This is a genomic window from Pseudanabaena sp. PCC 7367, from assembly GCF_000317065.1.
Lineage (GTDB): Bacteria > Cyanobacteriota > Cyanobacteriia > Pseudanabaenales > Pseudanabaenaceae > Thalassoporum > Thalassoporum mexicanum.
In genome coordinates, this window is the sequence record NC_019690.1 from 245,785 (window position 1) to 268,968 (window position 23,184).

The window sequence follows — 23,184 nt, forward strand, 5'->3', positions numbered from 1 at the left end:
GATAAACAATACATAATCCTGGATCACCTGTGCTAAAATATGGGCACATGTAGGATTTTTGTTGTCCCTCTATTGAGGGCATTTTATTGTTTACCATTAGGGAAGAAGCTAAAGCCGCTAAACTTAGAGCTTCTTTTTTTGTGCCTTTATGGTGGCGATCGCGCTGGTACGCTTCGTAAATCCGCGCCCTCTAATTGACTCCCTAAAAGATACTCAGAGCCTTGCTCACTCAAGCTTTTCCCAAAACTCACCCCCAACGCCAACACTAACTGAATCGCTTGGGCGATCGTCTTTTTCACCTTTCTTGCTGGCTCAGCCTTTTCCTGCTCTGGTGTGGTCTTAGCGGTAGACGTTTCAATGGCAGGATGATTAGCCAGGTCGGTTGCGGTTGGTTTTAATGGGGGGGTGATCAGGTCGCGGTTTATAAAACTAATCAAGAGGGGGTGATCAGCGATCGCTTCATTGCCATTCCGCCATTCTTGCCGCCGCATCAGCACATGTTGCAGGTTTTGCCATGCGGTAGCTTCAATCTGGCAATGCCTGAGCCAGCCACCATTTTGCCGTTGTCGGGTCGAGGTGGTTTTCAGCCCCAGTTGGGAGAGCAAGCGGCGGAAAATCCAGATATTAGTGGCATTGGCAGGGACGGTGAAACCAAGATATTTTTTAATATCCTGGGCAAAGTTGCGACACAGATCGCCCAGGGTTTCGAGATCCCTATCCGTATATATATGCTCCGGTTGTAATAATTCAATTAAACCCAGCTTTTCGCGCACAAACCGCCCCAATTCATAGCAGCGCAGATCGGGGATAAATACGCCTTTTTCATATTTGGCCTGGTGGTTGATCGCCTCGGTGTCCAGCTTGATCGCCAGTTCAGGCTGAAATAAAGCTTCCAGGTTCAGAATCTGACTGCGTTTGCGGCCATCATCGTCATAGTCCACCAGCTCGGCGCTGACATCGTTGGTGACATAGAACCTGGCGATCGCGGTTTTGGCTTCCCGCAGTAGCTCGGCGCTGGTGCGAAATTCTTTGTTAGCCAGTTGTTTCGATTCAGTCTTGGTTAGAATCCTGGCCTGGGCGATCGCCATGTATCGTTCCCATTGCAGGGCTTGCTTGGCCTGTTTGAGTTGTGCCGCCAATTGTTGCTTGGGCTCATCGGCCACAATTTCCACCTGATTACCCTCATAGCTTAGCCGCTCGATTAAACTACGGCGCAGCGTCCACATGGCGCGATTGTTACGGGCTTGCAGCCTTGCCCACAGGTCGAGATGGGGATTTTGTCCTTCCTGGTCGGGGTCGGTTTTAATAAACAGCAGCAACGCTGGCTCCAGGCTGGGGCGAATTAGCATCACTTCCCGACTCCAGCGGGTGAGCAGATAGCGCTTGAGTAAATGGGGCTTGTCGGTGCGATCGACTTTACTAAAATTGCGGCCTTGGTTGGCACACCACACCAGGCGGGGGATATTACTGCGTACCCTGGCCAGGGCTTGGCTGGCATCGGCATCATCATAGGCAGTGCCATAGAAAATGCCATAGACCTTGTCAAAATGCTCAATTTCGATCGAAACCCCGGTAGTCAGGCTGGGCGTAGCGATCACCACGTCGTAGAGCTGAGCATAGGAGTTGGGATCACGAATAAAATTGGCCTCGTCGGTGCCGCCGCTGGTTTCGGAGTTAATCAGCAGGATGTTTAAATTGGGGTGCGCTGCCTTGATTTTTTCGATTAACCGGGCGATCGCCTTGGAGCTGGTCTTGGAATCGGTGGGAATAAACAATTTCAAACCATCATTAATATCCGCCAGGATTTGTTTAATTATGGCTGATTCGGACTTGGCCGCGATGAACTGCACCGGATAGCCCTGTCCCTGGTGGCGATTGCTGATTAAAAATAACTCCTCGTTGCGGGTTAGCTCATTGGCTCGGAGTGATTTGAGGTAATCCAAACTGGCATCGGATAAATCGGCATCGGCCACAATTACTCGCCGCGCCACTTGAATCAACCAATGGAAGTTAGCCAGCAGCGCGGGGCGTTTGCCATTGCTGTTGCAGGTCTTGGAGCAGAGCAAATGCTTTAACACCTGTTCCACCTCGTCGATCACCAGGTCACAGCCCACAAACTGGTTGGGGTCGAACGCCAGCAAACTATCAACGCAAGCCCCCACCCGCAGCGCATAGCCATCTTCGCTGATAAATTGCCCAGCGGCCTTGTCCAGGTCAGCCTTGTAATGCACTTTCAGCCGTTGGCACAGGTTCCGCATTAGGCTTACTCTATGCCCCAGCAGGACGATCTTTTGGGTGGGAGCAACTAGCTTAGCGATCGCCTTGGTTTTGCCCGTACCCTTGGCCGATTTCAGCGCTATGATACCAGTTTGGGGCACAGCGGCAGGATTCAAGCCATAGTCCAGATTTGGTGTATCTAGTTCTAGACTCGGTGCATGGGTGAGGCGTTGCTGATTGTGCCATTGCCATTGATAGCTGGCCAGGGGTAAGGCTTGTCCATAGAGGTTCTGCCAGGCTGGTTGGCTTTCTGCGCCCTGCGCCACCAGAAAATCATCCACCCCGGTTTTGTCTGTGCCTGGGAGCAGCGGCAATCGCACCACCCGCACATTGCAGCCCGCCTCGGTGAATAAATTGCCAGTTCTGATTGTGGCGGTATAGACAGCCTGGGCGGTTTTGAGCTTGGTTTCTGCGTCAAAGCAAAAGTAGATCGGGCGAGAATCGGCAGCAAAGGCATTTAGATAGGGCTGGAGCGCCACCTGCTCTTTTTGGTTTTCATTACCTTCTGTATCTTGATTATGCTTAACCCGTCCCATTGTGATCCCACTGAGGGCGATCGCCGCCTGCCCGATCGAGAGCAACGCGCAAGCCTTTTTCATCCCCTCAGTAATCACGATCGAAATCTGGGGGTTTTCAATCAGCCAATCCCAGAAGCCATAGCCATTATCATCACCTAACTGGCCAGCATTAGATCCAGCATCAGCGCTAGCGTAATAATTATTACTTATATATATGGACTTGTTGGCGGGATTAATCGGGCAAGCGATCGGCAATTGATATTGCTCCGCGATGGTTTGCCAAACTTGAAAGGTTACCTGGGCAAATCCACCCACCTGACCGCGACCGGCTGGGTTTTCATACTTACGTGCTTTACCTTTGCGAGAATCGAATATAGGGTTGCTAAGCTTGACCTGAAAAACATCAGTGTGGCGATCGATGGGGTTCCAGGTAGAAATAATTGCGCCAAACTGCCGAGGGCGTTGCAACTTCCCGCCCAGCGAGAATCGCCAGCGTTTGACCCGCCAATTTAAAGATTCATGAAGTGGGTAGATTACCTCACCTCCGTGTAAATGCTCCTCATCGGCTGCTACACGGACGTTGGCAAAAAATAACTCAGGCGCGATCGCGCTGTCAATGATCCATTCCTGGGCGGTTTTAGCCTGGAATTTGGCCAGCTCTGATGCTGGATTGGCGGGAAAGTCAGCCTGGTTATGGCCCTTGAAAAAATTTCCTATTTCTGAGGCCGAAAAGCTTTGAGTTGCTTGACTTTTTCGGTATACTATAGCCATATACTATGTCCTAGTATGATTTCGACTCTATGTCCTAGTACGATTTCGAGCGATCGATTAGTGCTTATAGCCAATGAACTAGTTGATTTATTTCGATTAGCTTGCGGGTTAATACAGTGGCCTAATTGATTTCGAGATTTATCTAGACCCATAGGAATAGCTGGAGTCGCACAAGGGTTAGTTCCCTTTGCACACAGCACCGCATTGCTCCTGTTTAAACAGCTAATCAATTTCTTGCCCTCCGGGGTTTTGAATTGGTTGAGTTAAAACAATTAGTCAATTTTTTTCCTCCTTTGGAATTGAGTTGTTTCTAATTGAAAATCTAATCAAGTTATGCTCCTTTGTGAGTATGGGTTGGTTGAAAATCTAATCAAGGTATATGCCTCCGGGAATATAGTTTGGTTGGTTCTAATTAACTGCCTCCTTCGGGAGTTGAGTTGGTTAAAACAAACAAAAACAAATAGATAGGTAATTTAATTGCCTCCTTCCAATTGGATAGTTTTAATTAATTTGAATTGATTTGATTAATTTGGGTTGATTTGGATTGATTAGTTTTGCTCCTTTTGGATTGTTTGGTTAATTAGGTTAGTTATTTAGTTGTCTCTATTGGTTTCTAGAAAGTTAATTTTGGTTATTCGCATTTCCTAATAACTTTCTGAAACATTTTTCAAAAGACGCTACCTTTTCCAGGGGTGGCGTTTTTTGATGCATTTTGAGCGAAAACAATTCGGTAGTCCTTGTCTAGAAAAAGCATTACCTGGAAAAAAGGTGCAGCTTTCTGGTTTCTATGGTTATCAAAACCAGAAATTAATTTCTAAACCCGTTTCGTGTTGTTCAAAATGTAATCTTGTAAACCTGTGAGTTGCGATCGCTGGAAAGCCGCTCACAAAGATCACCGTAGGATTATATCTTACACGGATTAGCCCGACAGCGGAATCACTAAACCTGGTGTACTGGGTGGAGCAAAGGCTATGCCCACAAGTGCCCGAATGGCGGAAACCGCCGCGATCTTTTTTTCAGGCTGGTCTGGGGCGCAAATTTTGGCTTATTGTGGTTCTTTTCCACTTAACTTTTCACTTAAGATTTATTAATAAATGATCGTTTCTCCTGGCCAAATCATCGCGGTCGATCATAGCACCAGTGACAAGGGCGATCGGTATCGCTTAGGATCAGCGGAATTGAAACAAGCCGCCGCCAAATTAACCAGGTTTTGATTAAACTATTTGCTACTAGCCCAACTTAAACGCAAAACCATAGACTATGCTTGATGACATGGCGATATGATATGGCGATATAACATAGCGATCGAGACGCTACTGCGATCGTCTGGAGAAATTGCCATGCATAGACAGCAATGAGTATAAATGCTTAGCTAGAGCATTGCTTGCTTAACATAACTTCACAACATAAGGTGTAGATTTGCCTAGTGTTTCGATGATTTGCTTAAAGAAAGTACACAAATCAGCCAAAAATAAGCACAAGTAGATAAACTGAGGTAAATTTAGTTTAAATAAGCATTCTAAGCAATTTTAAGAATCGGAGATTTAATTGTGGCTATACCGTTACTAGATTATTCGCCGACAAGCCGAAATACCAGGGTTACTGGTTATGAGGTTGCCAGTGAAGAGCAGCCGAAGATCTATTCAACCTCAGATTTGCCATCAGCTTCAGCAATTGAAGATGTAATCTGGGCGGCTTATCGTCAAATTTTTAGCGAACATCAATTATTAGAAAGTAATCGCCAACCTTTACTGGAGTCACAGTTTAAGTTTGGCCAAATTAGCGCCCGTGATTTTATTCGTGGTCTGGCCACCTGTGATACTTTCCGTCGCCTCAACTACGATGCTAACAGTAATTATCGGTTTTCCCGGATGATGGTGCAGCGTATTCTTGGGCGCGATTTCTACAACAAGCGCGAAGAATTGGCCTGGTCGATCACTCTTTGTACCAAGGGTCTGAACGCCTTCATCGATCAACTTGTAGACAGCGACGAGTATTTAGACAGCTTTGGTGATGACACCATCCCCTATCAGCGCCGCCGCATTCTGCCCCAGCGCAAGGGTGGCGAAGTGCCGTTTAATCTGGAAACCCCCCGCTATGGTGACTATACCCGTGCCAAGCTTGGTTTCCCTCAGGTGATCTGGCAAACGGCGGTACGTACTTATATGACTACCGATCGCAAGCCAAAAGTTGGCGATCCGGCCAATTTCTTGAACATGGCACGTACGATCGCCCCCAGAGGCGGCCCGGCTCCGCGTGTTTCGGCTCAAAATATTGATTTGAACAAGGTTCCTTACCGCAAACGCTAGGGTTTTAGGGTTTAGGAATTGATTCCTTATCGATTGGTATTTGAATTGTTTGATTGTTTGTCTATTGAGCTTCTGTTTTAGTTTAAATATTCAGCTTAAATAAGCAATTTAGAATATCTATTTTATTATTTTATTGACAACAGGGTCGCCGTAAATGGTTGCCCTGTTTTGCTTTTACAGGTGAAAGCACTTAAACTAATAGCTCATCAAATCCAGGTGCATAATGAAACAACAATTAGCCCAAGCCCTTTTAATTAGCAGCCTTGCTACCGTTGCCATTGCCTCCCCTGCCCAAGCTCTGGACTTTTTCTTTTCCTTCAATAATGATGATTTAATACCTAGCACTGTTCCTGGAACGGTCAGTGGTCGTATCCTGGGCTTGACTGATAACGCTACTGGGTCAGCTACCAGTATCATCATTGATGACTTCCCAATGGCTTTAGGAGGCACTTTTGTAATCGGTAGTGATGCAGCTGCTTGGACGATTGATGAGCATAGCTTTACGGTCATAAATGGGAATATTACTGCTGCTAACTTTGAAGCTCTCGCGGGTCCCAATATTTTTTGTCTGAACGCCTTCGTGCCTAGTGGGCAATGCGCTAATGGTTCTGTTTTAACTCTTGATGCTGTAACTACGCGTGTTGTCAACAATGGTGGATTTGCAGCGATCACATTCACGCCCGTTCCTTTTGAGTTTGAAGCCTCGCTGGGGCTGATTGCGCTGGGTGCGATGGCTGGTGGTTATGCTTATTCTAAAAAACGCAAGGCAAATAAGAAGATCGCTGCTTAGTTTATTCCCACATAAACCCCAAATTCAACTCAAACCCTGGCAACACATCCCGACCAGATAGGGTTTTGGGCGATTCCAGCAATTCTTTTTCTGGCTGAGCATCCTGGTCAGGTTGATATACTTCCACCTGCTTCTTCTCTGGATTAATCAACCAACCAAGTCTAGCCCCATTTTCGATATATTCCACCATTTTGGCTTGAACCACTTTCAGCACATCGGTAGGGGACATCAACTCCACCACAAAATCAGGACAGATGGGCGGAAATTTTTCCCTTTGCTCCATATTCAAAGCATCCCAGCGTTCCTTCCGCACCCAGCTCAGATCTGGAGAGCGAATTGCCCCATTTGGCAAAACAAACCCGCCATTAGAGTCAAATACATAGCCAAGCTTAATTTTTCGATTCCAAAATACCAGATCGGCATTTAGCTCCGAATTTGACTTACTGGTTTCTCCACCGGTGGGCGACATAATAATTAAATCTCCATTGGCGCTGCGCTCAAATCGCAGGTCAGGATTGCGGCGACAAAGCAGATAGAACTGTTCATCGCTTAATTCTATGACTGATCCTAGATTCAGGGTATGGGCTGTCATGGTGTATTGCTTCCGAAAGGGTCAAGGAGCTGTGTTGCTATTCTAACGTTAATGGCAATTATAGCCAGTGCCTCGATTATCTTGCTTACTCTGGCTATAAATACCCTAGATCTAATGAAAAACTAATAGGCGATCGCCCTGCTCATTTCTCTCCCTATTAGTTCAACAACATCACCAAATCAATCCATAACGATCCATAAAAAAAATTGGTTATAGCCCAGCTCTATCTCTATACTGGTTGGGGATAGGCTAGTGGTTGCTGGTAATTCACAAATTAATCATTGATTAATGAATTAATGGATTAATAATGCCGCGATCGCAACATAGGTTTAAGAAGACGGAATAGAGATATGACCCCATTTCAACTCAACGCAAAAGTAAGAGAGCTGATTGAAAAAGCCCGGATTGTTAGTTTTGAAACCTGGCAGGACACCCACCCACCGGAGGCGATCGCCCTGTTTCAGGCCGCTGACGATGATCGCCGCTATTTAACCGATCCTGAGTTAAACCAAATTCAAGCGCTGGCTCCGGCACAGAGCGAAATGGTGTCGATCGCGGCTCAGTTGCGGGATGAGGCGAAGGGAATTGTGGATGAAGCCAGGGCAGAGGTGTTGAGAACTTTCCCTGATATTACCGCACCGGGTGGCGGGCTATATCCGCCGGAACGGGCAGAGGCTTGCTGGCGGGATTTCTGGCATTTTTTGCGCTGCGTTACCTATGGCATTGCTGGGGGGCGGACTGACTATTTGAGTGCGGTGGGCTTGGATTATCTGCAACAGCTTTACCATGAATTATCGGTGCCGTTAGAGGCGATGGTTGAAGGGCTGGGCTGTTTGAAGAATGCCAGCTTGCAACGGCTCACCCCTGCCCATGCGGATTCGCTTTCGCCCTATTTCGATCGCCTAATTGCTGAGCTGAAGCAGTTTAAGTAGTTTTAGTTAATTAATTAAGTAAATCATTCAGTTGCTGTTGAGCCAGTTTGGCAGCTTGCGCCACAAATTTATTCTCGTCCTGCTCTAGCATTTGCAACGCTTCCTTACTCTTGGCAGTGGGCAGGTTCCCCAATGCTTCCGCCAGGCGTTTGCGAATTGTCCAATCTTTCGCCGTAGCAAACGGTAATAAATAATCCACCGCGCTGATCGAGCCGATCTCCCCCAGGGCAGCGATCGCCGCTTCTTGGAGTAGTTCCTGTTTACTTTGCAATGCTTCAATTAAAACCGCTTCCGCTCTGGTATTTTTGAGGTTTCCCAAAGCCACCGCCGCACTGAATTGCACCAACCAACTATGGTCTTCATAAAAAGCATGGCGGAGTGGTTCGAGGGCGCGATCGTCTTCGAGGTAGCCCAATGCCCCGGCCGCGATCGCTCGCATATTATAGTCAGGATCGGAGATCAGAATTTGGGTCAAAATATCTAGATTGCTAGGATCGGGCTTGATCCCCAGGGAAAAGATGGCGATCGCCTTGACTTGCTCATTACTGTCATTCAAAGCTTGCTTAATCAAGGGCAACGCTTGCGCGGTGGGCATTACTTCTTTTTGCAGATCTAACATCGCCAGAACCCGATCCTTGGCATTGTTGCTTTGCAGTTGCTCGGTGATTTGCTCTAGATTGGGTTGCTGGGATTGATCCCGGTCATGTAGGCTCATATATCGAGGTAGAGCGATCGGATAGATTCCCATTCTCGCATATGCATAATCAAAAAAAGGCCGATCGGCATTACTGCTAATCAGCCCTCTTTATTCAATTAGTTTTATTCAATTAGTTTTATTTACTTAGTCTTACTTAGGCTGGAAGTGTGAGCGATTAGTGCCTCAAGGGCAGAAATCTAAGCTACTATGCCACCGCCTAATCTAATTGCTTAACTAATTGTTTAACTAATTATCTAGATTATCTAGCGTCTTTCGCGGGGTCTGGCCTTGTTTACCTTCAAGTTACGGCCGCACCATTCTGCGCCATCGAGGGCGGAAATGGCTTCTTCTTCATTGGCTTCATCTTCCATGTGCACAAAGCCAAAACCACGAATCCGACCGGTTTCACGATCGGTGGGCAAGTAAACTTCCTTTACTGCACCATATTCTGTAAACACCTCGGTGATGTTTTCTGCGGTAACGTCATAGGAGAGGTTACCCACGTAAATAGACATAAAATTATCTCCAAAATCTAAAAATGTAGCGAGAAAGTCCAGATTTGGAGTCTAGAGTGTATACCAATAGTTCACAAACCAAAAAATCATTTCCCAACTTGCCTACATTAGCATAACTAACAAAGGATCGCTAGAGTGCTAACCCACCAAAATTAGCATGATCTAAAAATTCGATTGAAGCGCTGCTATTACTGCATCATAACTTATTATTAATCTGATTAATCTGCCTGATTGAGGCTAGATCAGAGGCGATCGCCCCTATGCAGTTCCATGCCTGAGAAGAAAGAATGCCTTTTCTAGGTGCGATAGAATAAAATCACAATTCCTTACCTCTCTTTACCTCAGTGAGGCCATCATGACCGCCCACACCCTCAACCTTGAATCAGTCATAGAACTAAGCGATGACCAATTCTATCTGCTTTGTCGGCGCAATCCTGACTTGCGGTTTGAGCGCAGCGCCAATGGAGATTTAATTATTATGTCACCCACTGGATATGAAACCAGTAGACGCAATTTCAGCCTGATAGTTAAATTTGGCTACTGGGTTGAGCAAAATGACTTGGGCTATGGATTTGACTCTAATGGCGGGTTTATTTTACCAAATGGTGCAATTCGCTCTCCAGATTTGAGTTGGGTGCGCAAGGAACGCTTAGATGCTTTAAGCATGGAAACAGGAGATCAATTTCTACCGATTTGCCCTGATTTTGTGGTGGAGTTGATGTCTAAGACTGATCGCCTTTCGGTAACTCAGGCGAAGCTGATTGAATATATCGAAAACGGGGCTAAGCTGGGTTGGTTAATAAATCCGAAGGCGCAGCAAGTAGAAATCTATCGCCCCAATTCAAGGTCAGGTCAAGATGCTCAGCCAGAAAAAGAATTATTAGAAATGCCGCAAACCCTATCTGGTGAAGAGGTGTTGCCAGGGTTTGAGCTGGATTTAGATTTTATCTGGGAGGAATAAAAATCATGATCGCGCCTGTGACTGCTCAAGTGACCAAGAAGTTATTTAGCGTTGATGATTATTACCGCATTTATCGGTCAGGGGTAATCACCGATGCCGATCGGGTGGAATTAATCGCTGGAGAAATTGTTTATATGTCGCCTACTGGGGCAAAGCATTCAGCATGTGTCAATCGGCTCAGCTACCTTTTGATCGATGCTTTTGGTCGAGATGTAATGACGATTATTCAAAACCCAGTTAATCTGGATCAGTTTTCCCAACCCCAGCCTGATCTTGTTTTAGCTAAGTGGAAAGATGATTATTATGCCTCTGGCCACCCCACGCCTGCTGATATTTATCTCTTAATCGAAGTGTCTGATAGTTCGGTAGGAATCGATAAGAACTATAAAATGCCATTGTATGCCCAAGCAGGAATCCCAGAAACCTGGTTAGTTAATTTGCCTGCCCAATCGATTGAGGTATATCGCCAATCTACGGCTAATCGCTACGCCGAACCACAGATTTACAAGTCAGGACAAACTATTAGCTTGCAATCTTTTCCAGCTATGCAAATTCCGGTGGCACAGATTTTCCCGATCGGGAAGGGAGATAAAGCATAACGATCGCTATAGATAATCGCTATCAATCAATATTAGAATAAAATCACAATTCCTTACCTTTCCTGACCTCAGTGAGGCCATCATGACCGCCCACACCCTGAATCTCGAATCAGTCGTAGAATTAAGCGATGACCAATTCTATCTGCTTTGTCGGCGCAATCCTGACCTGCGGTTCGAGCGCAGCGCCCAGGGAGATTTAATCATTATGTCCCCCACTGGTAGTGAAACTGGCAATCGTAATATTGAGCTGGGCGCAGACCTAGTGATTTGGAATCGCCGTACTAAATTAGGTTATTGCTTTGATTCAGATAGTGGATTTAAGTTACCAAATGGTGCCAATCGTGCCCCTGATTTGAGTTGGATTAGAAAAGAGCGCTACGAAACCCTGAGTAAACCAGAAAGAAAAAAGTTTGCCCCCATCTGCCCTGATTTTGTGATGGAGTTGATGTCGCCCAGTGATGAACTCAGAGTAGTTCAAGCGAAAATGGCTGAGTATATCGAGAATGGGGCAAAGTTGGGCTGGTTGATTAATCCAGAAGCCAAGCAAGTAGAAATCTATCGCCCTGGTAGGGATAAAGAATTATTAGAAATGCCGCAAACCCTGAGTGGTGAAGAGGTGTTGCCAGGGTTTGAGTTGGATTTGGGGTTTATGTGGGAGGAATAAAAATCATGATCGCGCCTGTGACTGCTCAAGTGACCAAGAAGTTATTTAGCGTTGATGATTATTACCGCATTTATCGGTCAGGGGTAATCACCGATGCCGAGCGGGTGGAATTAATCGCTGGAGAAATTGTCTATATGTCGCCTACTGGGGCAAAACATGCTACCTGTGTCGATCGGCTCAACCGCATTTTAATGCGCCAGTTAATTGACCGATCTCAATTGCGGGTGCAAAGCTCAATTCATCTCTCGGCGCAATCACAGCCCCAACCAGACCTGGCTCTGCTCAAGCTTAAGGAAGATGAATATGAATCCGGCCACCCCAGCCCAGCGGATACAGCAGATTCCGCAATAGAATATGACATGATAGGAGTAAAGTAAGAATCAAAAAGTATGAGAGCCCATTCTCTAGATTTGCGTCAGCGCATAGTCACAGCGTACGAAAATAAAGAAGGTTCAATCCGTGAGTTGGCAACCCGATTCAGCGTTAGTAAAGACAGTGTCCATCAGCTGCTCCAACTTTATCGCACTACTGGTTCAGTTGAGCCAATTCCATACAAGGCAGGAGCAAAAGCCAAGTTTAATGAAGCTGCTCTGGCTGAGTTAGCAAAGTTAGTAGCCGCTAAAAATGATGCCACACTGTCGGAGTTATGTGAGCAAATGTATGAACGTACTGGCATCAGGGTATCAGAACCAACCATGTGCCGTACGTTGCAAAGGCAGGAGTTAACTCGAAAAAAAAACTTTTCACGCCGATGAAAGGGATACAGAACGAGTGCAACAGCTGAGAGCAGATTATCAACGCTGGCTTTGGCCACAGGCAATGGAAAACCTGGTATTCATTGATGAGACAGGCGTTAACCTGGCAATGACCAGGTTGTATGCAAGGGCTACTCTAGGTGAGAGAGCCTATGCTAGTAAACCACTTGCTCGAGGCAAAAACGTTACTATAATTGGGGCTATGGCATTACGCGGTGTGCTGACTAATTTTACTTTTACTGGTAGCAATAATACTGATACTTTCGTGTCCTATCTCAAAGATAAATTGCTGCCTAACCTATGGTCTGGTGCAATTGTGATTATGGATAACCTCAGTGTACATAAGGTTGATCCTGTGCGAGAGTTAATTGAGTCCGTCGGTGCTCACTTGGTTTACTTACCGCCTTATTCACCAGAGCTAAATCCGATTGAGATGCTGTGGTCAAAGGTGAAACAGTTTCTACGCTCTTGGGCGGCCAGGGACTATGATGACTTGCATAAAGCTATTTCTAACGCTCTTGCCAAGGTTTCTCTAGACGATATTATGGGCTGGTTCCTTGAGGCCGATCTCTGTGCGTCTCTAATCTGAAATGCGCTGTATTTATCTCTTAATCGAGGTGGCGGATAGCTCGCTGTTGTACGATCGCAATGTCAAAATGCCGATGTATGCAGCGGCGGGAATTGTTGAGTTCTGGCTGGTGGATGTTGAAGCGCAATCGATTGAGGTTTATCGCCAGCCTGATGCTAATGGCTATGCAGAAACACAGATTTTTAAACCAGGCCAGAATATTAGCTTGACAGCTTTTCCTGATGTGCAAATTCCGGTGGAGTCAGTTTTCCCGATCGGGAAGGGAGATAAAGCATAACGATCGCTATAGATAATCGCTATCAATCAATATTAGAATAAAATCACAATTCCTTACCTTTCCTGACCTCAGTGAGGCAATCATGACCGCCCACACCCTGAATCTCGAATCAGTCATAGAACTAAGCGATGACCAATTCTATCTGCTTTGTCGGCGTAATCCTGACCTGCGATTCGAGCGCAGCGCCAATGGAGATTTAATCATTATGTCCCCCACTGGATATGAAACAAGTGAAAATAATTCAGAACTAGTTGCAGACTTAGTGATTTGGAATCGCCGTACAAAGCTAGGTCATTGTTCTGAATCTAATGGTGCGTTTGTTTTACCCAATGGTGCAATCCGTGCTCCTGATATGAGTTGGATTAGAAAAGATCGCTATGAAGCCCTGAGCAAAGCTGAACGGGCTAAATTTGCGCCGATCTGTCCTGATTTTGTGATGGAGCTGATGTCACCTAGCGATGAGCTTAAAGTGGTGCAGGCGAAGCTGATTGAATATATTGAAAATGGCGCTAGACTTGGTTGGCTGATTAACCCCGAAGCCAAGCAGGTGGAAATCTATCGACCCAATTCAAGGTCAGGTCAAGATGCTCAGCCAGAAAAAGAATTATTAGAAATGCCCCAAACCCTGAGTGGTGAAGATGTGCTACCAGGGTTTGAGTTGGATTTGGGGTTTATGTGGGAATAAGTTAAAGCGAACTAGGCATTTAGCTGCTTATTCGCCTTTCTCTTTTTATTAAACACATAACCACCAAACATGCCACCAGGGGCAATCAGACCCAGCGAGGCTTCAAACTCAAACGGTACTGGTACAGTCGTAACAGTAGGATTAAAATTAGTAGTGTCTATACGACGGACTTGTATACCAGCTCTCTCTCCGAGGTTAGTTCTGTTGATTAAGTCAATCGTACCACCTGCATTTGTGAGTGGTCTGGCAAACTCAAGATCGAGAAAAAATGAAACACTACTCTCACCAATAACCATGTTAGAAACATAATTCCTAGGCGCTGGCGAGCCGAAACCGCTTGAAGACGTACCTGTATAGTTGATAAAAGGTCCAGGATAAAACCTGCCGTTCTCAAATGCGCCGCTTGACCCAGCAGTGGAGATTATATCGATATTGGAATAAGTATTAGTATCAGCATCATAATCAAAACTGCCAGTTATGGTACCACCGATGACATATTCAACATTATCAAATCTCCAGGTAAGCGCTTCTGCTGGACTGGAGTTAATGCTACCAGCCACAGCGATCGTGGCAGCAAACAAAGCACCTTTTAAAAGCATATTCATACTCGCCATCCTACTTGATATATTCAGCTATAAATCTGAACATAACAGTTTTTTAAAATTAATAAATCACCATAAAGCAGGTATTATCTAATTAATTAGATTAAATAATGCATTTTATATGTTTGTGTTTGGATATGTTTTTAAAAGCCCGTTGTAGCAATTAGTACCAAACCTCACCAGGGAAATGTAAAGCTTTATATCTAGCCCTTTTCAAATTCCCAACCAAATGATTATTGGCACAGCACCCTAGAGAATCACCGAAATGTAACAGATTGTTACTTAGTCCGACATAACCGAGACATAAGCCCAGATCACCTTTTATGGTTTTAACTGTGATGATTGCTTTAAACTTAACAACCTATATATATTAAAGCGATTAACTTTTATCAGATTACTATTAACAACAAGATTTTAAGGAGAGCTAAATGCTTGACGCTTTTTCTAGAGCTGTAGTCTCTGCAGATGCCAGTACCTCCACCGTAGCTGACATTTCCGCCCTCAGAAACTTCGTATCCAATGGCAACCGTCGCTTGGACGCTGTAAATGCGATCGCCAGTAACGCTAGCTGTATGGTTTCTGATGCCGTAGCCGGTATGATTTGCGAAAACCAAAGCTTGATTCAAGCCGGTGGTAACTGCTACCCCAATCGTCGCATGGCGGCTTGCTTACGTGATGCTGAAATCGTCCTGCGCTACATCACCTATGCGCTATTGGCTGGTGATGCTTCTGTCCTAGACGATCGCTGCTTGAATGGCCTCAAAGAAACCTACGCAGCCCTGGGCGTGCCCGTAGCCTCCACCGTACGTGCCGTTCAAATCATGAAGGCTCAAGCGGTTGCTCACATCCAAGACAACCCCAGCGAAGCCATGGCCGGTAACCGACTCCGTAAAATGGGTACTCCTGTGGTAGACGATCGTTGCGCCACCTTGGTTGCTGAAGCTTCCAGCTATTTCGATCGCGTGATTGCTGCGCTCAGCTAGTCGATAAATTCGATTGCTGCGAACCCAATACATAAAACTAACACCAATCAGCGCCATAAAATAAATTTAGGAGATTTAATAGAATGAAATCCGTTGTTACCACTGTAATCGCCGCTGCCGATGCAGCCGGTCGTTTCCCCAGTAGCTCTGACCTAGAATCAGTCCAAGGTTCAATCCAACGTGCTGCTGCTCGTTTGGAAGCTGCTGAAAAGCTAGCTGGCAACCTCGACGCTGTTGCTGGTGAAGCCTATGATGCTTGCATCAAAAAGTATCCTTACCTGAACAATGATGGTGAAGCCAACTCCACCGATACCTACAAGGCCAAGTGTGCCCGTGACATCAAGCATTACATGCGCTTGATCCAATATTGCTTGGTAGTTGGTGGTACTGGCCCATTGGATGAATGGGGTATTGCTGGTCAGCGTGAAGTATATCGCGCTTTAAACCTGCCTACTGCTCCTTATGTGGAAGCATTGAGCTATGCCCGCAATCGCGGTTGTACTCCTCGTGACATGTCTGCTCAAGCATTGACCGAGTACAATGCCCTACTGGACTATGCAATCAATTCCCTTTCCTAGTTAATCTTCTTGCCGAATTCCTAAGTGATTGAATAGCGATTGAATTAGGAAATTGGGTTAGAGCTAAAAGGGATTAACTAATCGAATGGGGGTTAACCTCGACGAACCTGGAGATGTTGGCTTTGTGGCTAAATGTCTCCGGGTTTGTTTTCAGTGGTTCTTTCTAGTTGGATCAATCTAACTGCATCAATCAAGCTGCATCAATTATGGATAAACGATTTGCCAATCTGTTTAACCTCAGTGAAGATGAGGCGATCGCCCTGCTGGATACCCCCGGCGATCAATTAGGCGAGCAGGATTCGCGCTATATTGCCGCTGCCCATCTGGTGAACTTCAAGACATCAAAAACAATCGCCGCTTTAATCAGAGCAGTCCAACGCACCGACCCTGACTTAGAGAATCGGATTGTGCGGCGCAAAGCAGTGGAAACCCTGGGGCGATTGCAGGCCACCGAGGCGATCCCAGTGATTCGTGCTTGTCTGGACGAAGAGGATAACTATTTGATTGAGAATGCGGTCTGGGCGATCGGTGAAATCGGCAAGCTTGATCGCATTGAGCCAAGTTTGTTAGCAGAAGTGACGCAACTGCTAGAAAAACCTGGCCAGACCTATCGGGTGATTATCCACACCCTGACCAGTTTGAACTATGAACTTGCATTACCTGCGATTCGTAAATTCACCGCCTCAGAGGATCTGCCCACCGCCAGCGCGGCGCTAACTTCCATCTATCGGTTCACTGGCGACCATGAACCCATGCAACGAGTGCTGAGCATGTTGCAGAGTGATCAGGTGCTGGCCAGACGATTGGCGATTCAGGATCTGGTTGATGCCCGATATTATGAAGCGATCGCCGCGATCGCCCGTACGCCAGTTTCATTGGTGTTCAGGTTACGGGGCATTCGCCTATTGGCAGAAATGGGCATGGCTGAGGGAAAAATTGATTTTGAGCAGCAGGTTGCGCCCCACTTGGAACAAACCCTGCGCGATCATCCCGCTGATTTAGAGCTGGTGCATGAATATGACCAACCGCCGGATTTAGCTTTTTTAGTTAGGGAACTCTATCAAACCGATTTTGGTCGGTGCTATCTGGCGCTTAAAACGCTCTTGATGGAACATGCTGAGGTTGCCCCTGCGGCGTTGTTTGATACCTATGAGGCAGAGGCCAAGGCCGATTATGGTGCTCATTTTCATGTAATTAAACTTTTCGGTTGGCTGAACCATGCCCCAGCCTACGCGATGTTGCAGCATAATTTACACCATCCCCAACCGCAGTTCCAGAAGTCCCGTGCGGCGGCAGCGATCGCCCTGGCGGAGATTGCCCAAGGTAATGAGCAGGTTGATAAGCAAACGGTGATTAATGAACTCAAGTCTTGCCTGGATACTAGAATCTGGGACTTGAAATATGCGCTGCTGCTGGCGCTGGAGCAACTTGGTGACAGTGGTGAATATGCCCGATTCAGTGATGATCCCGATTTCCTGATTCGCGCCAAGGCACAAGCCAAGCTCGCTCCTATTCATCATCAAGGCGATCGCTAATTAACAAAGTTACATAACTGCTATTCTCCTCCAGGAAAAGATTCAATCATGATTTAAATTATGCCGATCTAGATTAGATTTATAGCAATTGCTTTCTTTTCTATTATTTTTACTAACTCCTTTAACTTCCTAAACCTATGTCCACCGATGCCCTGTTCGAGCAACTCAAACACCCTAATCCCAATCTGCGCGATCGTGCCATGTGGGAACTGGTTGACCATGCTTCGCCAGAAGTGATTGATAAATTAATGAGCCTGCTCAGCGAAACCGATACCACCTATCGACGGGCGGCGGTAAAGACCCTGGGGGCGATCGGGGCAGACACAGTCTCTCCCCTGGCGGCGGCATTGCTGAATAGCGATGATGTGACGGTGCGGGGTAGTGCGGCCAAGGCGATCGCGCAAGTGGTAATCAACCATCCTGACCAACCCCTATCCGAAGAAGGTGTGCAAGCGCTCAAAACCGCCCTGGGGGATGCGAATCCAGTCGTAAATATTGGCGCGGTGATGGCCTTAGAACGAATGGGAACCCCAGCAGTAGAGATTCTGATTGAGGCATTGCAAACTACCGATAATCCGGCGCTGGCACTGCCGATTGTGAATGCGATCGCTAGCATTGGTGATCAGCGTGGCGTGGTGGTGCTACAAAGTATTGTTGAAGATGAAGCAACGGATGCTTACGTGCGCGAGGCGGCTAATAGTGCCCTGGCGCGATTGGATCTGACTTCTTCGTTTGAACGCCGTGAATATCCTTCTTAATGTCTTACTTAATGTTTTATGCCTTTCTTATCCGCTTCTTCTCTGCTTCTTTTCTGCCCTAAGCCCAGAAAGCATAGATTACAGGCTATCCGGTAGATTGCCCGGGTCAATGCCCAGTTCCTTGAGCTTGTCTAATTGAGCGGCGAGGCGATCGGCTCTGGCTTTTTCTTGTGCGGCTAATTCCATTGGCGAGGCATAGCGCTGTCCCACCAGGGAATGCAAAGATCGGCTTAAGAATCTTGCCCCCAGCTTGCTCAATCTTAGCCTGGGTTGCTGCCAAATCCTGGCTATACAGCAGATTCCGCAATAGAATATGACATGATAGGAGTAAAGTAAGAATCAAAAAGTATGAGAGCCCATTCTCTAGATTTGCGTCAGCGCATAGTCACAGCGTACGAAAATAAAGAAGGTTCAATCCGTGAGTTGGCAACCCGATTCAGCGTTAGTAAAGACAGTGTCCATCAGCTGCTCCAACTTTATCGCACTACTGGTTCAGTTGAGCCAATTCCATACAAGGCAGGAGCAAAAGCCAAGTTTAATGAAGCTGCTCTGGCTGAGTTAGCAAAGTTAGTAGCCGCTAAAAATGATGCCACACTGTCGGAGTTATGTGAGCAAATGTATGAACGTACTGGCATCAGGGTATCAGAACCAACCATGTGCCGTACGTTGCAAAGGCAGGAGTTAACTCGAAAAAAAAACTTTTCACGCCGATGAAAGGGATACAGAACGAGTGCAACAGCTGAGAGCAGATTATCAACGCTGGCTTTGGCCACAGGCAATGGAAAACCTGGTATTCATTGATGAGACAGGCGTTAACCTGGCAATGACCAGGTTGTATGCAAGGGCTACTCTAGGTGAGAGAGCCTATGCTAGTAAACCACTTGCTCGAGGCAAAAACGTTACTATAATTGGGGCTATGGCATTACGCGGTGTGCTGACTAATTTTACTTTTACTGGTAGCAATAATACTGATACTTTCGTGTCCTATCTCAAAGATAAATTGCTGCCTAACCTATGGTCTGGTGCAATTGTGATTATGGATAACCTCAGTGTACATAAGGTTGATCCTGTGCGAGAGTTAATTGAGTCCGTCGGTGCTCACTTGGTTTACTTACCGCCTTATTCACCAGAGCTAAATCCGATTGAGATGCTGTGGTCAAAGGTGAAACAGTTTCTACGCTCTTGGGCGGCCAGGGACTATGATGACTTGCATAAAGCTATTTCTAACGCTCTTGCCAAGGTTTCTCTAGACGATATTATGGGCTGGTTCCTTGAGGCCGATCTCTGTGCGTCTCTAATCTGAAATGCGCTGTAATAATATCGAAGTCATTGGCAACCTTGTTTACAATCTCCCCATAGTAGTCCTGGTTAATGTTATTTCTACTAGTAGGAGCATTTAGCAACTCAAGCAAAGCATTCTTTAGAGCACCGATCGCTTGGCGGAAAGGCTCGATCGAACCTGCCAGGGATACCAAATCCTTGATCAACCGATCCAGAAAATCATCTTCAAGGATGGATTCATTACCAGCCAGCAAAGAGTAAGTGATATGGCGCAGCACATCAGCACAGTACAGACAGGCAATCCCATCAGAATTGGTATGATTACTCGTCACTGCCTCAACCAGTTCTGCCGCATGAGCAGTAATTAATTTAGCAATATATAACCGCGCCTCTGATTTTTGGAACAAAACACGAAATCGCTCCATCTGAGACTGATCCAAAAACCTGCCTTGCTCTCTGGCAGCTTCAATACTTTGTTTAAGCGCGTCCATATCCACTCACTAAAACTTTTCTGCTTTATACCATTATCACCCAACCCCATAAAGACGCATAGGGCACAGAGGGGCAAGCGATCGCCCTCACAAATAACCAGCGTGATATTGACCGCATATCTGCTGTGGCTATTAAAAAATCCCTATTTTTATGAACCAGAAATCCATTTGATCCTGTATGTTTTAAAATCACGCAAATCCTTGCCCTGGCTATAAACATGGGAAAGGATAAACACCAAATCAATTGGAACCCTAAAACATGCGTATGAAATCTTTGACTAAGTTTGCTGCGAACACCTGCCTGGTAGGAGCGATCGCCCTGAGCCCTATATTCATAACTCCTGTCGCTGATAAACCAGCTTTCGCTTCATCCACAGAATCAATCGAAACCATCTTGCAAGATATTCCGGTATTTTTTATTACCGATCAAGCCGATAACCCACTCATATCCACCAACTCCAAAAGTGGCAAAAAATTCCTGGTTCTCTTCCTCTCCCCCGAAGAAGCACAAGAGGTGTTTAGGCGGGCGCAGGCAGACGGTGCTCAGATCGCGCATATCCGCGCAGTGAGTCTGGCTCAGTTTTACGATACGCTTAACACCTTTGCAGAGGCAGATATTACAGTTAGAGTTCAAGCTTCCAAACAAGCGCTTGAATCTGCCAGCTTTTTACAAGAGCAGCAAAGGGAGCAATCCCAGTAAGCCCGCAGTAAGCAAAACCACAACAGGCTAAAATAACGGGGCAGCAATCGCCTACCCCCCATGACCGATCGGGATTTTCATCACCTCCACGCTAGCATTGACCTGGCAGGTAAAGACCTCTACCAAGCCAACCTGAGCAATCAGGACTTGAGTCAGGCCAACCTGAGCAGTGCCACGCTGATTAGGGCGAACCTTTTCCAGGCCAATCTCTGCCATGCGAATTTAAATAACGCTGACTTGCGGGCAGCCGATCTCAGCGACGCGAACCTGAGCAATGCCAATCTAGAGGGTGCTTGTTTATATCGGGTCAATCTTTGCGGTACTGATTTAAGCCAAGCGAACCTGACCGATATTCAACTCAAAGGCGCAGTCTACGACCGCAAAACCAGCTTCCCCGATGGATTTAACTATCAATCATCCGGCGCGATCGGCCCCGGCGCAAACCTCAACGGCGCACCCTTGAACACGGCCAATTTGCCAAATGCTGACCTGACTGGGGCAAACATGCTGGGCGCTTATTTGGGAGGAGCTTATCTGTGTGGCGCAAACTTAACCAGAGTGCGACTATCCCAAGCGGACTTGCGGCGATCGGTTTTGACCGGGGCAACCCTGCGCGAGGCCAGGATCAATAATGCCAACCTTTCTGGCGTAGACCTGCGGGCAGCGGACTTGACCGGAATTGAGTTTGAACAATTAGAGAGTATCGCTGGGGCGGATTTTTCGATGGCGATCGGCCTGACTGAGGAGCTACGGGGGCGATTGCTCAGCTATCCACCGGAGCAGTTGGATACGTTGCATCCGATTACGCTAACCACTACTCGTCAAAGTTTAGCTCACTAAACATACTTAAACATCCTGGGGCAACAACCCCTCCAGCGCCGCACCCACAACCCGGTGCGATTCATCCTGGCGCAACTGCGCTAACGCCTCCCTTGCCTCCGGTGCATCAAAAGCGCGCAACGCATGGGCGACCCGAATCCGCACATATTCCACCGTTGAATCATTGTTTGCCAGAATTAATTCCAGCGCCGCCGCTGCAAATTCGGTCTTGGCCAAAGTAGCCAGCGCCGCGATCGAAGTACCCTTCACTGACAAATCCTCACCCGCGATCCCAAGTTGCGACACCGCCAGCAACTCCGCCACACATTGCATATCCGCCAACGCACCCAGAATGCTGCGCCGCACCAACCAGTTATCATCCCTGGCAAAGGATTGCACCAGATGAGGTGGGGCAATATCTTCAAACAACGAAACCGAGTTAGCCGCCTCTGCCCGCACATTGGGGTTGTCATCACAAAGCATCATTTGCAACAACAATTCAAAGGAAGCGGGAATTTTTTGGCGACCCAGCTCCCGCGCCACAAACGATCGCACCAGAAACTCACGATCCTGGTGATGCTCCCGTAGTAATGGCACTGCCACTTCGGCGGGGAAGTCACGTAGCGCAGCTATGGCCTTGATTCGGTAATGAAAATCGGGGTGCTTGAGATCGGTTTCAATTTGTTGAATATTCATAATTTGTGATTTTGGCGCAGTGGGGCAAAGTGACAGGGTTATATTACAAATTGTAAAGGCAATGCCCCAGTTTGGCTCTAGTCCCCAGGCCGAAATCTACCCCCCACCTCAGGCATAGGTTTTGCCAAAGCCCCATTGATCTTGATTCGATCGATTACAGATTGCATCAACTAACTATTAACTATCCTCCAGATTCATTAGCTTGACTAGCCCCTAACAGGTCTTTGTATTTTTTGTATTTACAGATGCTATTTGATTGGCTAATCCAGGCCGCCACTGCAATGCCTGCGAGAAATTACAAGAAATCGAACACCAGACCGTCAGCAAAACCATCGCCGTTACCAACCCTAAAACCGGCTCATTCCTAATTCTTTAAATCAAATAACGCATTAGAGGACTATCTCTGGGCTATATATATTTCTAAATTGCTACAACTAATTATCACCGATCGCCCCAAAAAAGCAGCCAACCCAATCTAATTAGAGTATATTTCGGATATGTAACGATACATTACTGACATTTATTACTGTTTGTAACATACAGTTCATGGCCGATCGCTTTATACGATAGAAAGTAGGTTAAGGCTAACTATATAAACCAATAACTTAGCATTACTTAACGTAATCCATTCATTTAGCCAGATGGTTACTAACCACGATCGTTAAACTTACGGGCAATTTATTTAAAATTCACAATGGTTTAAATGAGTAGCTCAAGGTCTCAGCGATTCAAAGAGTGATTCAAGTAATTATCAGGGTTTCGATCGAAACCTTGCCTAATCTAAATCTGGGTCAACGCCTAGCAAGCGCC

27 protein-coding genes are annotated in these 23,184 nt (G+C 46.5%); 19 read left to right on the plus strand and 8 right to left on the minus strand.

The window, feature by feature from the left end; all coding sequences use genetic code 11:
- Positions 1–146 precede the first annotated feature (146 nt).
- Positions 147–3,566, minus strand: a complete 3,420-nt coding sequence (locus tag PSE7367_RS19405) for a plasmid replication protein, CyRepA1 family (RefSeq protein WP_015146261.1) — start codon at positions 3,564–3,566, stop codon at positions 147–149.
- 1,550 nt (positions 3,567–5,116) lie between these two features.
- On the opposite strand from PSE7367_RS19405, the gene PSE7367_RS19410 reads away from it, so the two are divergent.
- Both PSE7367_RS19410 and PSE7367_RS19415 read left to right on the plus strand, forming a co-directional pair.
- Complete coding sequence (locus PSE7367_RS19410; protein ID WP_015146262.1) at positions 5,117–5,875, plus strand: phycobilisome rod-core linker polypeptide; 759 nt, start codon at positions 5,117–5,119, stop codon at positions 5,873–5,875.
- Positions 5,876–6,098: 223 nt separating this feature from the next.
- Complete coding sequence (locus tag PSE7367_RS19415; RefSeq protein WP_015146263.1) at positions 6,099–6,665, plus strand: PFE-CTERM domain-containing protein; 567 nt, start codon at positions 6,099–6,101, stop codon at positions 6,663–6,665.
- 1 nt (position 6,666) lies between these two features.
- Here PSE7367_RS19415 and PSE7367_RS19420 read toward each other — a convergent pair whose 3' ends face one another.
- Positions 6,667–7,257, minus strand: coding sequence for a Uma2 family endonuclease (locus tag PSE7367_RS19420; protein WP_015146264.1), 591 nt, complete (start codon positions 7,255–7,257; stop codon positions 6,667–6,669).
- Between the two features lie 350 nt (positions 7,258–7,607).
- Here PSE7367_RS19420 and PSE7367_RS19425 point away from each other — a divergent pair, with 350 nt between their 5' ends.
- A complete protein-coding gene (locus PSE7367_RS19425) occupies positions 7,608–8,189 on the plus strand; it encodes a globin family protein (protein ID WP_015146265.1) in 582 nt (193 codons plus the stop codon).
- A 10-nt stretch (positions 8,190–8,199) separates the two neighbouring features.
- Here PSE7367_RS19425 and PSE7367_RS19430 read toward each other — a convergent pair whose 3' ends face one another.
- On the minus strand, positions 8,200–8,904 hold the full coding sequence (locus tag PSE7367_RS19430) for a HEAT repeat domain-containing protein (protein WP_015146266.1): 705 nt from the start codon (positions 8,902–8,904) through the stop codon (positions 8,200–8,202).
- Positions 8,905–9,149: 245 nt separating this feature from the next.
- Positions 9,150–9,401, minus strand: coding sequence for an RNA recognition motif domain-containing protein (locus PSE7367_RS19435; protein WP_015146267.1), 252 nt, complete (start codon positions 9,399–9,401; stop codon positions 9,150–9,152).
- A gap of 355 nt (positions 9,402–9,756) precedes the next feature.
- On the opposite strand from PSE7367_RS19435, the gene PSE7367_RS19440 reads away from it, so the two are divergent.
- The 8 genes from PSE7367_RS19440 to PSE7367_RS19475 all read left to right on the plus strand — a co-directional run bounded on the left by PSE7367_RS19440 (position 9,757) and on the right by PSE7367_RS19475 (position 13,931).
- Positions 9,757–10,362, plus strand: a complete 606-nt coding sequence (locus tag PSE7367_RS19440; RefSeq protein WP_015146268.1) for a Uma2 family endonuclease — start codon at positions 9,757–9,759, stop codon at positions 10,360–10,362.
- Positions 10,363–10,367: 5 nt separating this feature from the next.
- On the plus strand, positions 10,368–10,961 hold the full coding sequence (locus PSE7367_RS19445; protein ID WP_015146269.1) for a Uma2 family endonuclease: 594 nt from the start codon (positions 10,368–10,370) through the stop codon (positions 10,959–10,961).
- Between the two features lie 82 nt (positions 10,962–11,043).
- Entirely contained in the window at positions 11,044–11,625 is a 582-nt protein-coding gene (locus PSE7367_RS19450; protein WP_015146270.1) for a Uma2 family endonuclease, read from the plus strand.
- 5 nt (positions 11,626–11,630) lie between these two features.
- On the plus strand, positions 11,631–12,002 hold the full coding sequence (locus tag PSE7367_RS19455) for a Uma2 family endonuclease (RefSeq protein ID WP_083883955.1): 372 nt from the start codon (positions 11,631–11,633) through the stop codon (positions 12,000–12,002).
- A 12-nt stretch (positions 12,003–12,014) separates the two neighbouring features.
- A complete protein-coding gene (locus tag PSE7367_RS19460; RefSeq protein WP_041698387.1) occupies positions 12,015–12,380 on the plus strand; it encodes a helix-turn-helix domain-containing protein in 366 nt (121 codons plus the stop codon).
- A gap of 16 nt (positions 12,381–12,396) precedes the next feature.
- Positions 12,397–12,969, plus strand: coding sequence for an IS630 family transposase (locus PSE7367_RS19465; RefSeq protein ID WP_041698386.1), 573 nt, complete (start codon positions 12,397–12,399; stop codon positions 12,967–12,969).
- Position 12,970: 1 nt separating this feature from the next.
- Positions 12,971–13,246: a Uma2 family endonuclease gene (locus PSE7367_RS19470; RefSeq protein ID WP_051038199.1), complete on the plus strand. Its 276-nt coding sequence runs from the start codon at positions 12,971–12,973 to the stop codon at positions 13,244–13,246.
- An 82-nt stretch (positions 13,247–13,328) separates the two neighbouring features.
- A complete protein-coding gene (locus PSE7367_RS19475; protein ID WP_015146271.1) occupies positions 13,329–13,931 on the plus strand; it encodes a Uma2 family endonuclease in 603 nt (200 codons plus the stop codon).
- A gap of 11 nt (positions 13,932–13,942) precedes the next feature.
- Here the strand turns inward: PSE7367_RS19475 and PSE7367_RS19480 are convergent, their stop codons facing one another.
- Entirely contained in the window at positions 13,943–14,536 is a 594-nt protein-coding gene (locus PSE7367_RS19480) for a PFE-CTERM domain-containing protein (RefSeq protein ID WP_015146272.1), read from the minus strand.
- Between the two features lie 425 nt (positions 14,537–14,961).
- Here PSE7367_RS19480 and cpeB point away from each other — a divergent pair, with 425 nt between their 5' ends.
- The 4 genes from cpeB to PSE7367_RS19500 all read left to right on the plus strand — a co-directional run bounded on the left by cpeB (position 14,962) and on the right by PSE7367_RS19500 (position 18,387).
- On the plus strand, positions 14,962–15,516 hold the full coding sequence (cpeB, locus tag PSE7367_RS19485; protein ID WP_015146273.1) for a C-phycoerythrin subunit beta: 555 nt from the start codon (positions 14,962–14,964) through the stop codon (positions 15,514–15,516).
- A gap of 83 nt (positions 15,517–15,599) precedes the next feature.
- Entirely contained in the window at positions 15,600–16,094 is a 495-nt protein-coding gene (locus PSE7367_RS19490; protein WP_015146274.1) for a globin family protein, read from the plus strand.
- A gap of 206 nt (positions 16,095–16,300) precedes the next feature.
- Entirely contained in the window at positions 16,301–17,629 is a 1,329-nt protein-coding gene (locus PSE7367_RS19495; protein WP_015146275.1) for a HEAT repeat domain-containing protein, read from the plus strand.
- 137 nt (positions 17,630–17,766) lie between these two features.
- The gene (locus tag PSE7367_RS19500; protein ID WP_015146276.1) at positions 17,767–18,387 is read left to right on the plus strand and encodes a HEAT repeat domain-containing protein; all 621 of its coding nucleotides are present in this window, start codon (positions 17,767–17,769) and stop codon (positions 18,385–18,387) included.
- Between the two features lie 106 nt (positions 18,388–18,493).
- Here PSE7367_RS19500 and PSE7367_RS21415 read toward each other — a convergent pair whose 3' ends face one another.
- Entirely contained in the window at positions 18,494–18,694 is a 201-nt protein-coding gene (locus PSE7367_RS21415) for a VOC family protein (RefSeq protein ID WP_198013532.1), read from the minus strand.
- A gap of 41 nt (positions 18,695–18,735) precedes the next feature.
- Here PSE7367_RS21415 and PSE7367_RS19505 point away from each other — a divergent pair, with 41 nt between their 5' ends.
- Together PSE7367_RS19505 and PSE7367_RS19510 are read left to right on the plus strand one after the other, a co-directional pair.
- Entirely contained in the window at positions 18,736–19,101 is a 366-nt protein-coding gene (locus PSE7367_RS19505) for a helix-turn-helix domain-containing protein (RefSeq protein ID WP_041698387.1), read from the plus strand.
- Between the two features lie 16 nt (positions 19,102–19,117).
- Positions 19,118–19,690, plus strand: a complete 573-nt coding sequence (locus tag PSE7367_RS19510; RefSeq protein WP_041698386.1) for an IS630 family transposase — start codon at positions 19,118–19,120, stop codon at positions 19,688–19,690.
- Here the strand turns inward: PSE7367_RS19510 and PSE7367_RS19515 are convergent.
- A complete protein-coding gene (locus PSE7367_RS19515; protein WP_015146277.1) occupies positions 19,644–20,159 on the minus strand; it encodes a globin family protein in 516 nt (171 codons plus the stop codon). The genes PSE7367_RS19510 and PSE7367_RS19515 overlap by 47 nt on opposite strands.
- Before the next feature lie 259 nt (positions 20,160–20,418).
- Between PSE7367_RS19515 and PSE7367_RS19520 the strand changes: the two genes are divergently transcribed.
- Complete coding sequence (locus PSE7367_RS19520) at positions 20,419–20,859, plus strand: Tic22 family protein (RefSeq protein WP_015146278.1); 441 nt, start codon at positions 20,419–20,421, stop codon at positions 20,857–20,859.
- A 60-nt stretch (positions 20,860–20,919) separates the two neighbouring features.
- Positions 20,920–21,699, plus strand: coding sequence for a pentapeptide repeat-containing protein (locus PSE7367_RS19525; protein ID WP_015146279.1), 780 nt, complete (start codon positions 20,920–20,922; stop codon positions 21,697–21,699).
- Positions 21,700–21,705: 6 nt separating this feature from the next.
- On the opposite strand, the gene PSE7367_RS19530 is transcribed toward PSE7367_RS19525, so the two are convergent.
- Positions 21,706–22,374 carry a HEAT repeat domain-containing protein gene (locus PSE7367_RS19530; RefSeq protein ID WP_015146280.1) on the minus strand — a complete coding sequence of 223 codons (669 nt, stop codon included), beginning with the start codon at positions 22,372–22,374 and terminating at the stop codon, positions 21,706–21,708.
- Positions 22,375–23,184: the final 810 nt, after the last annotated feature.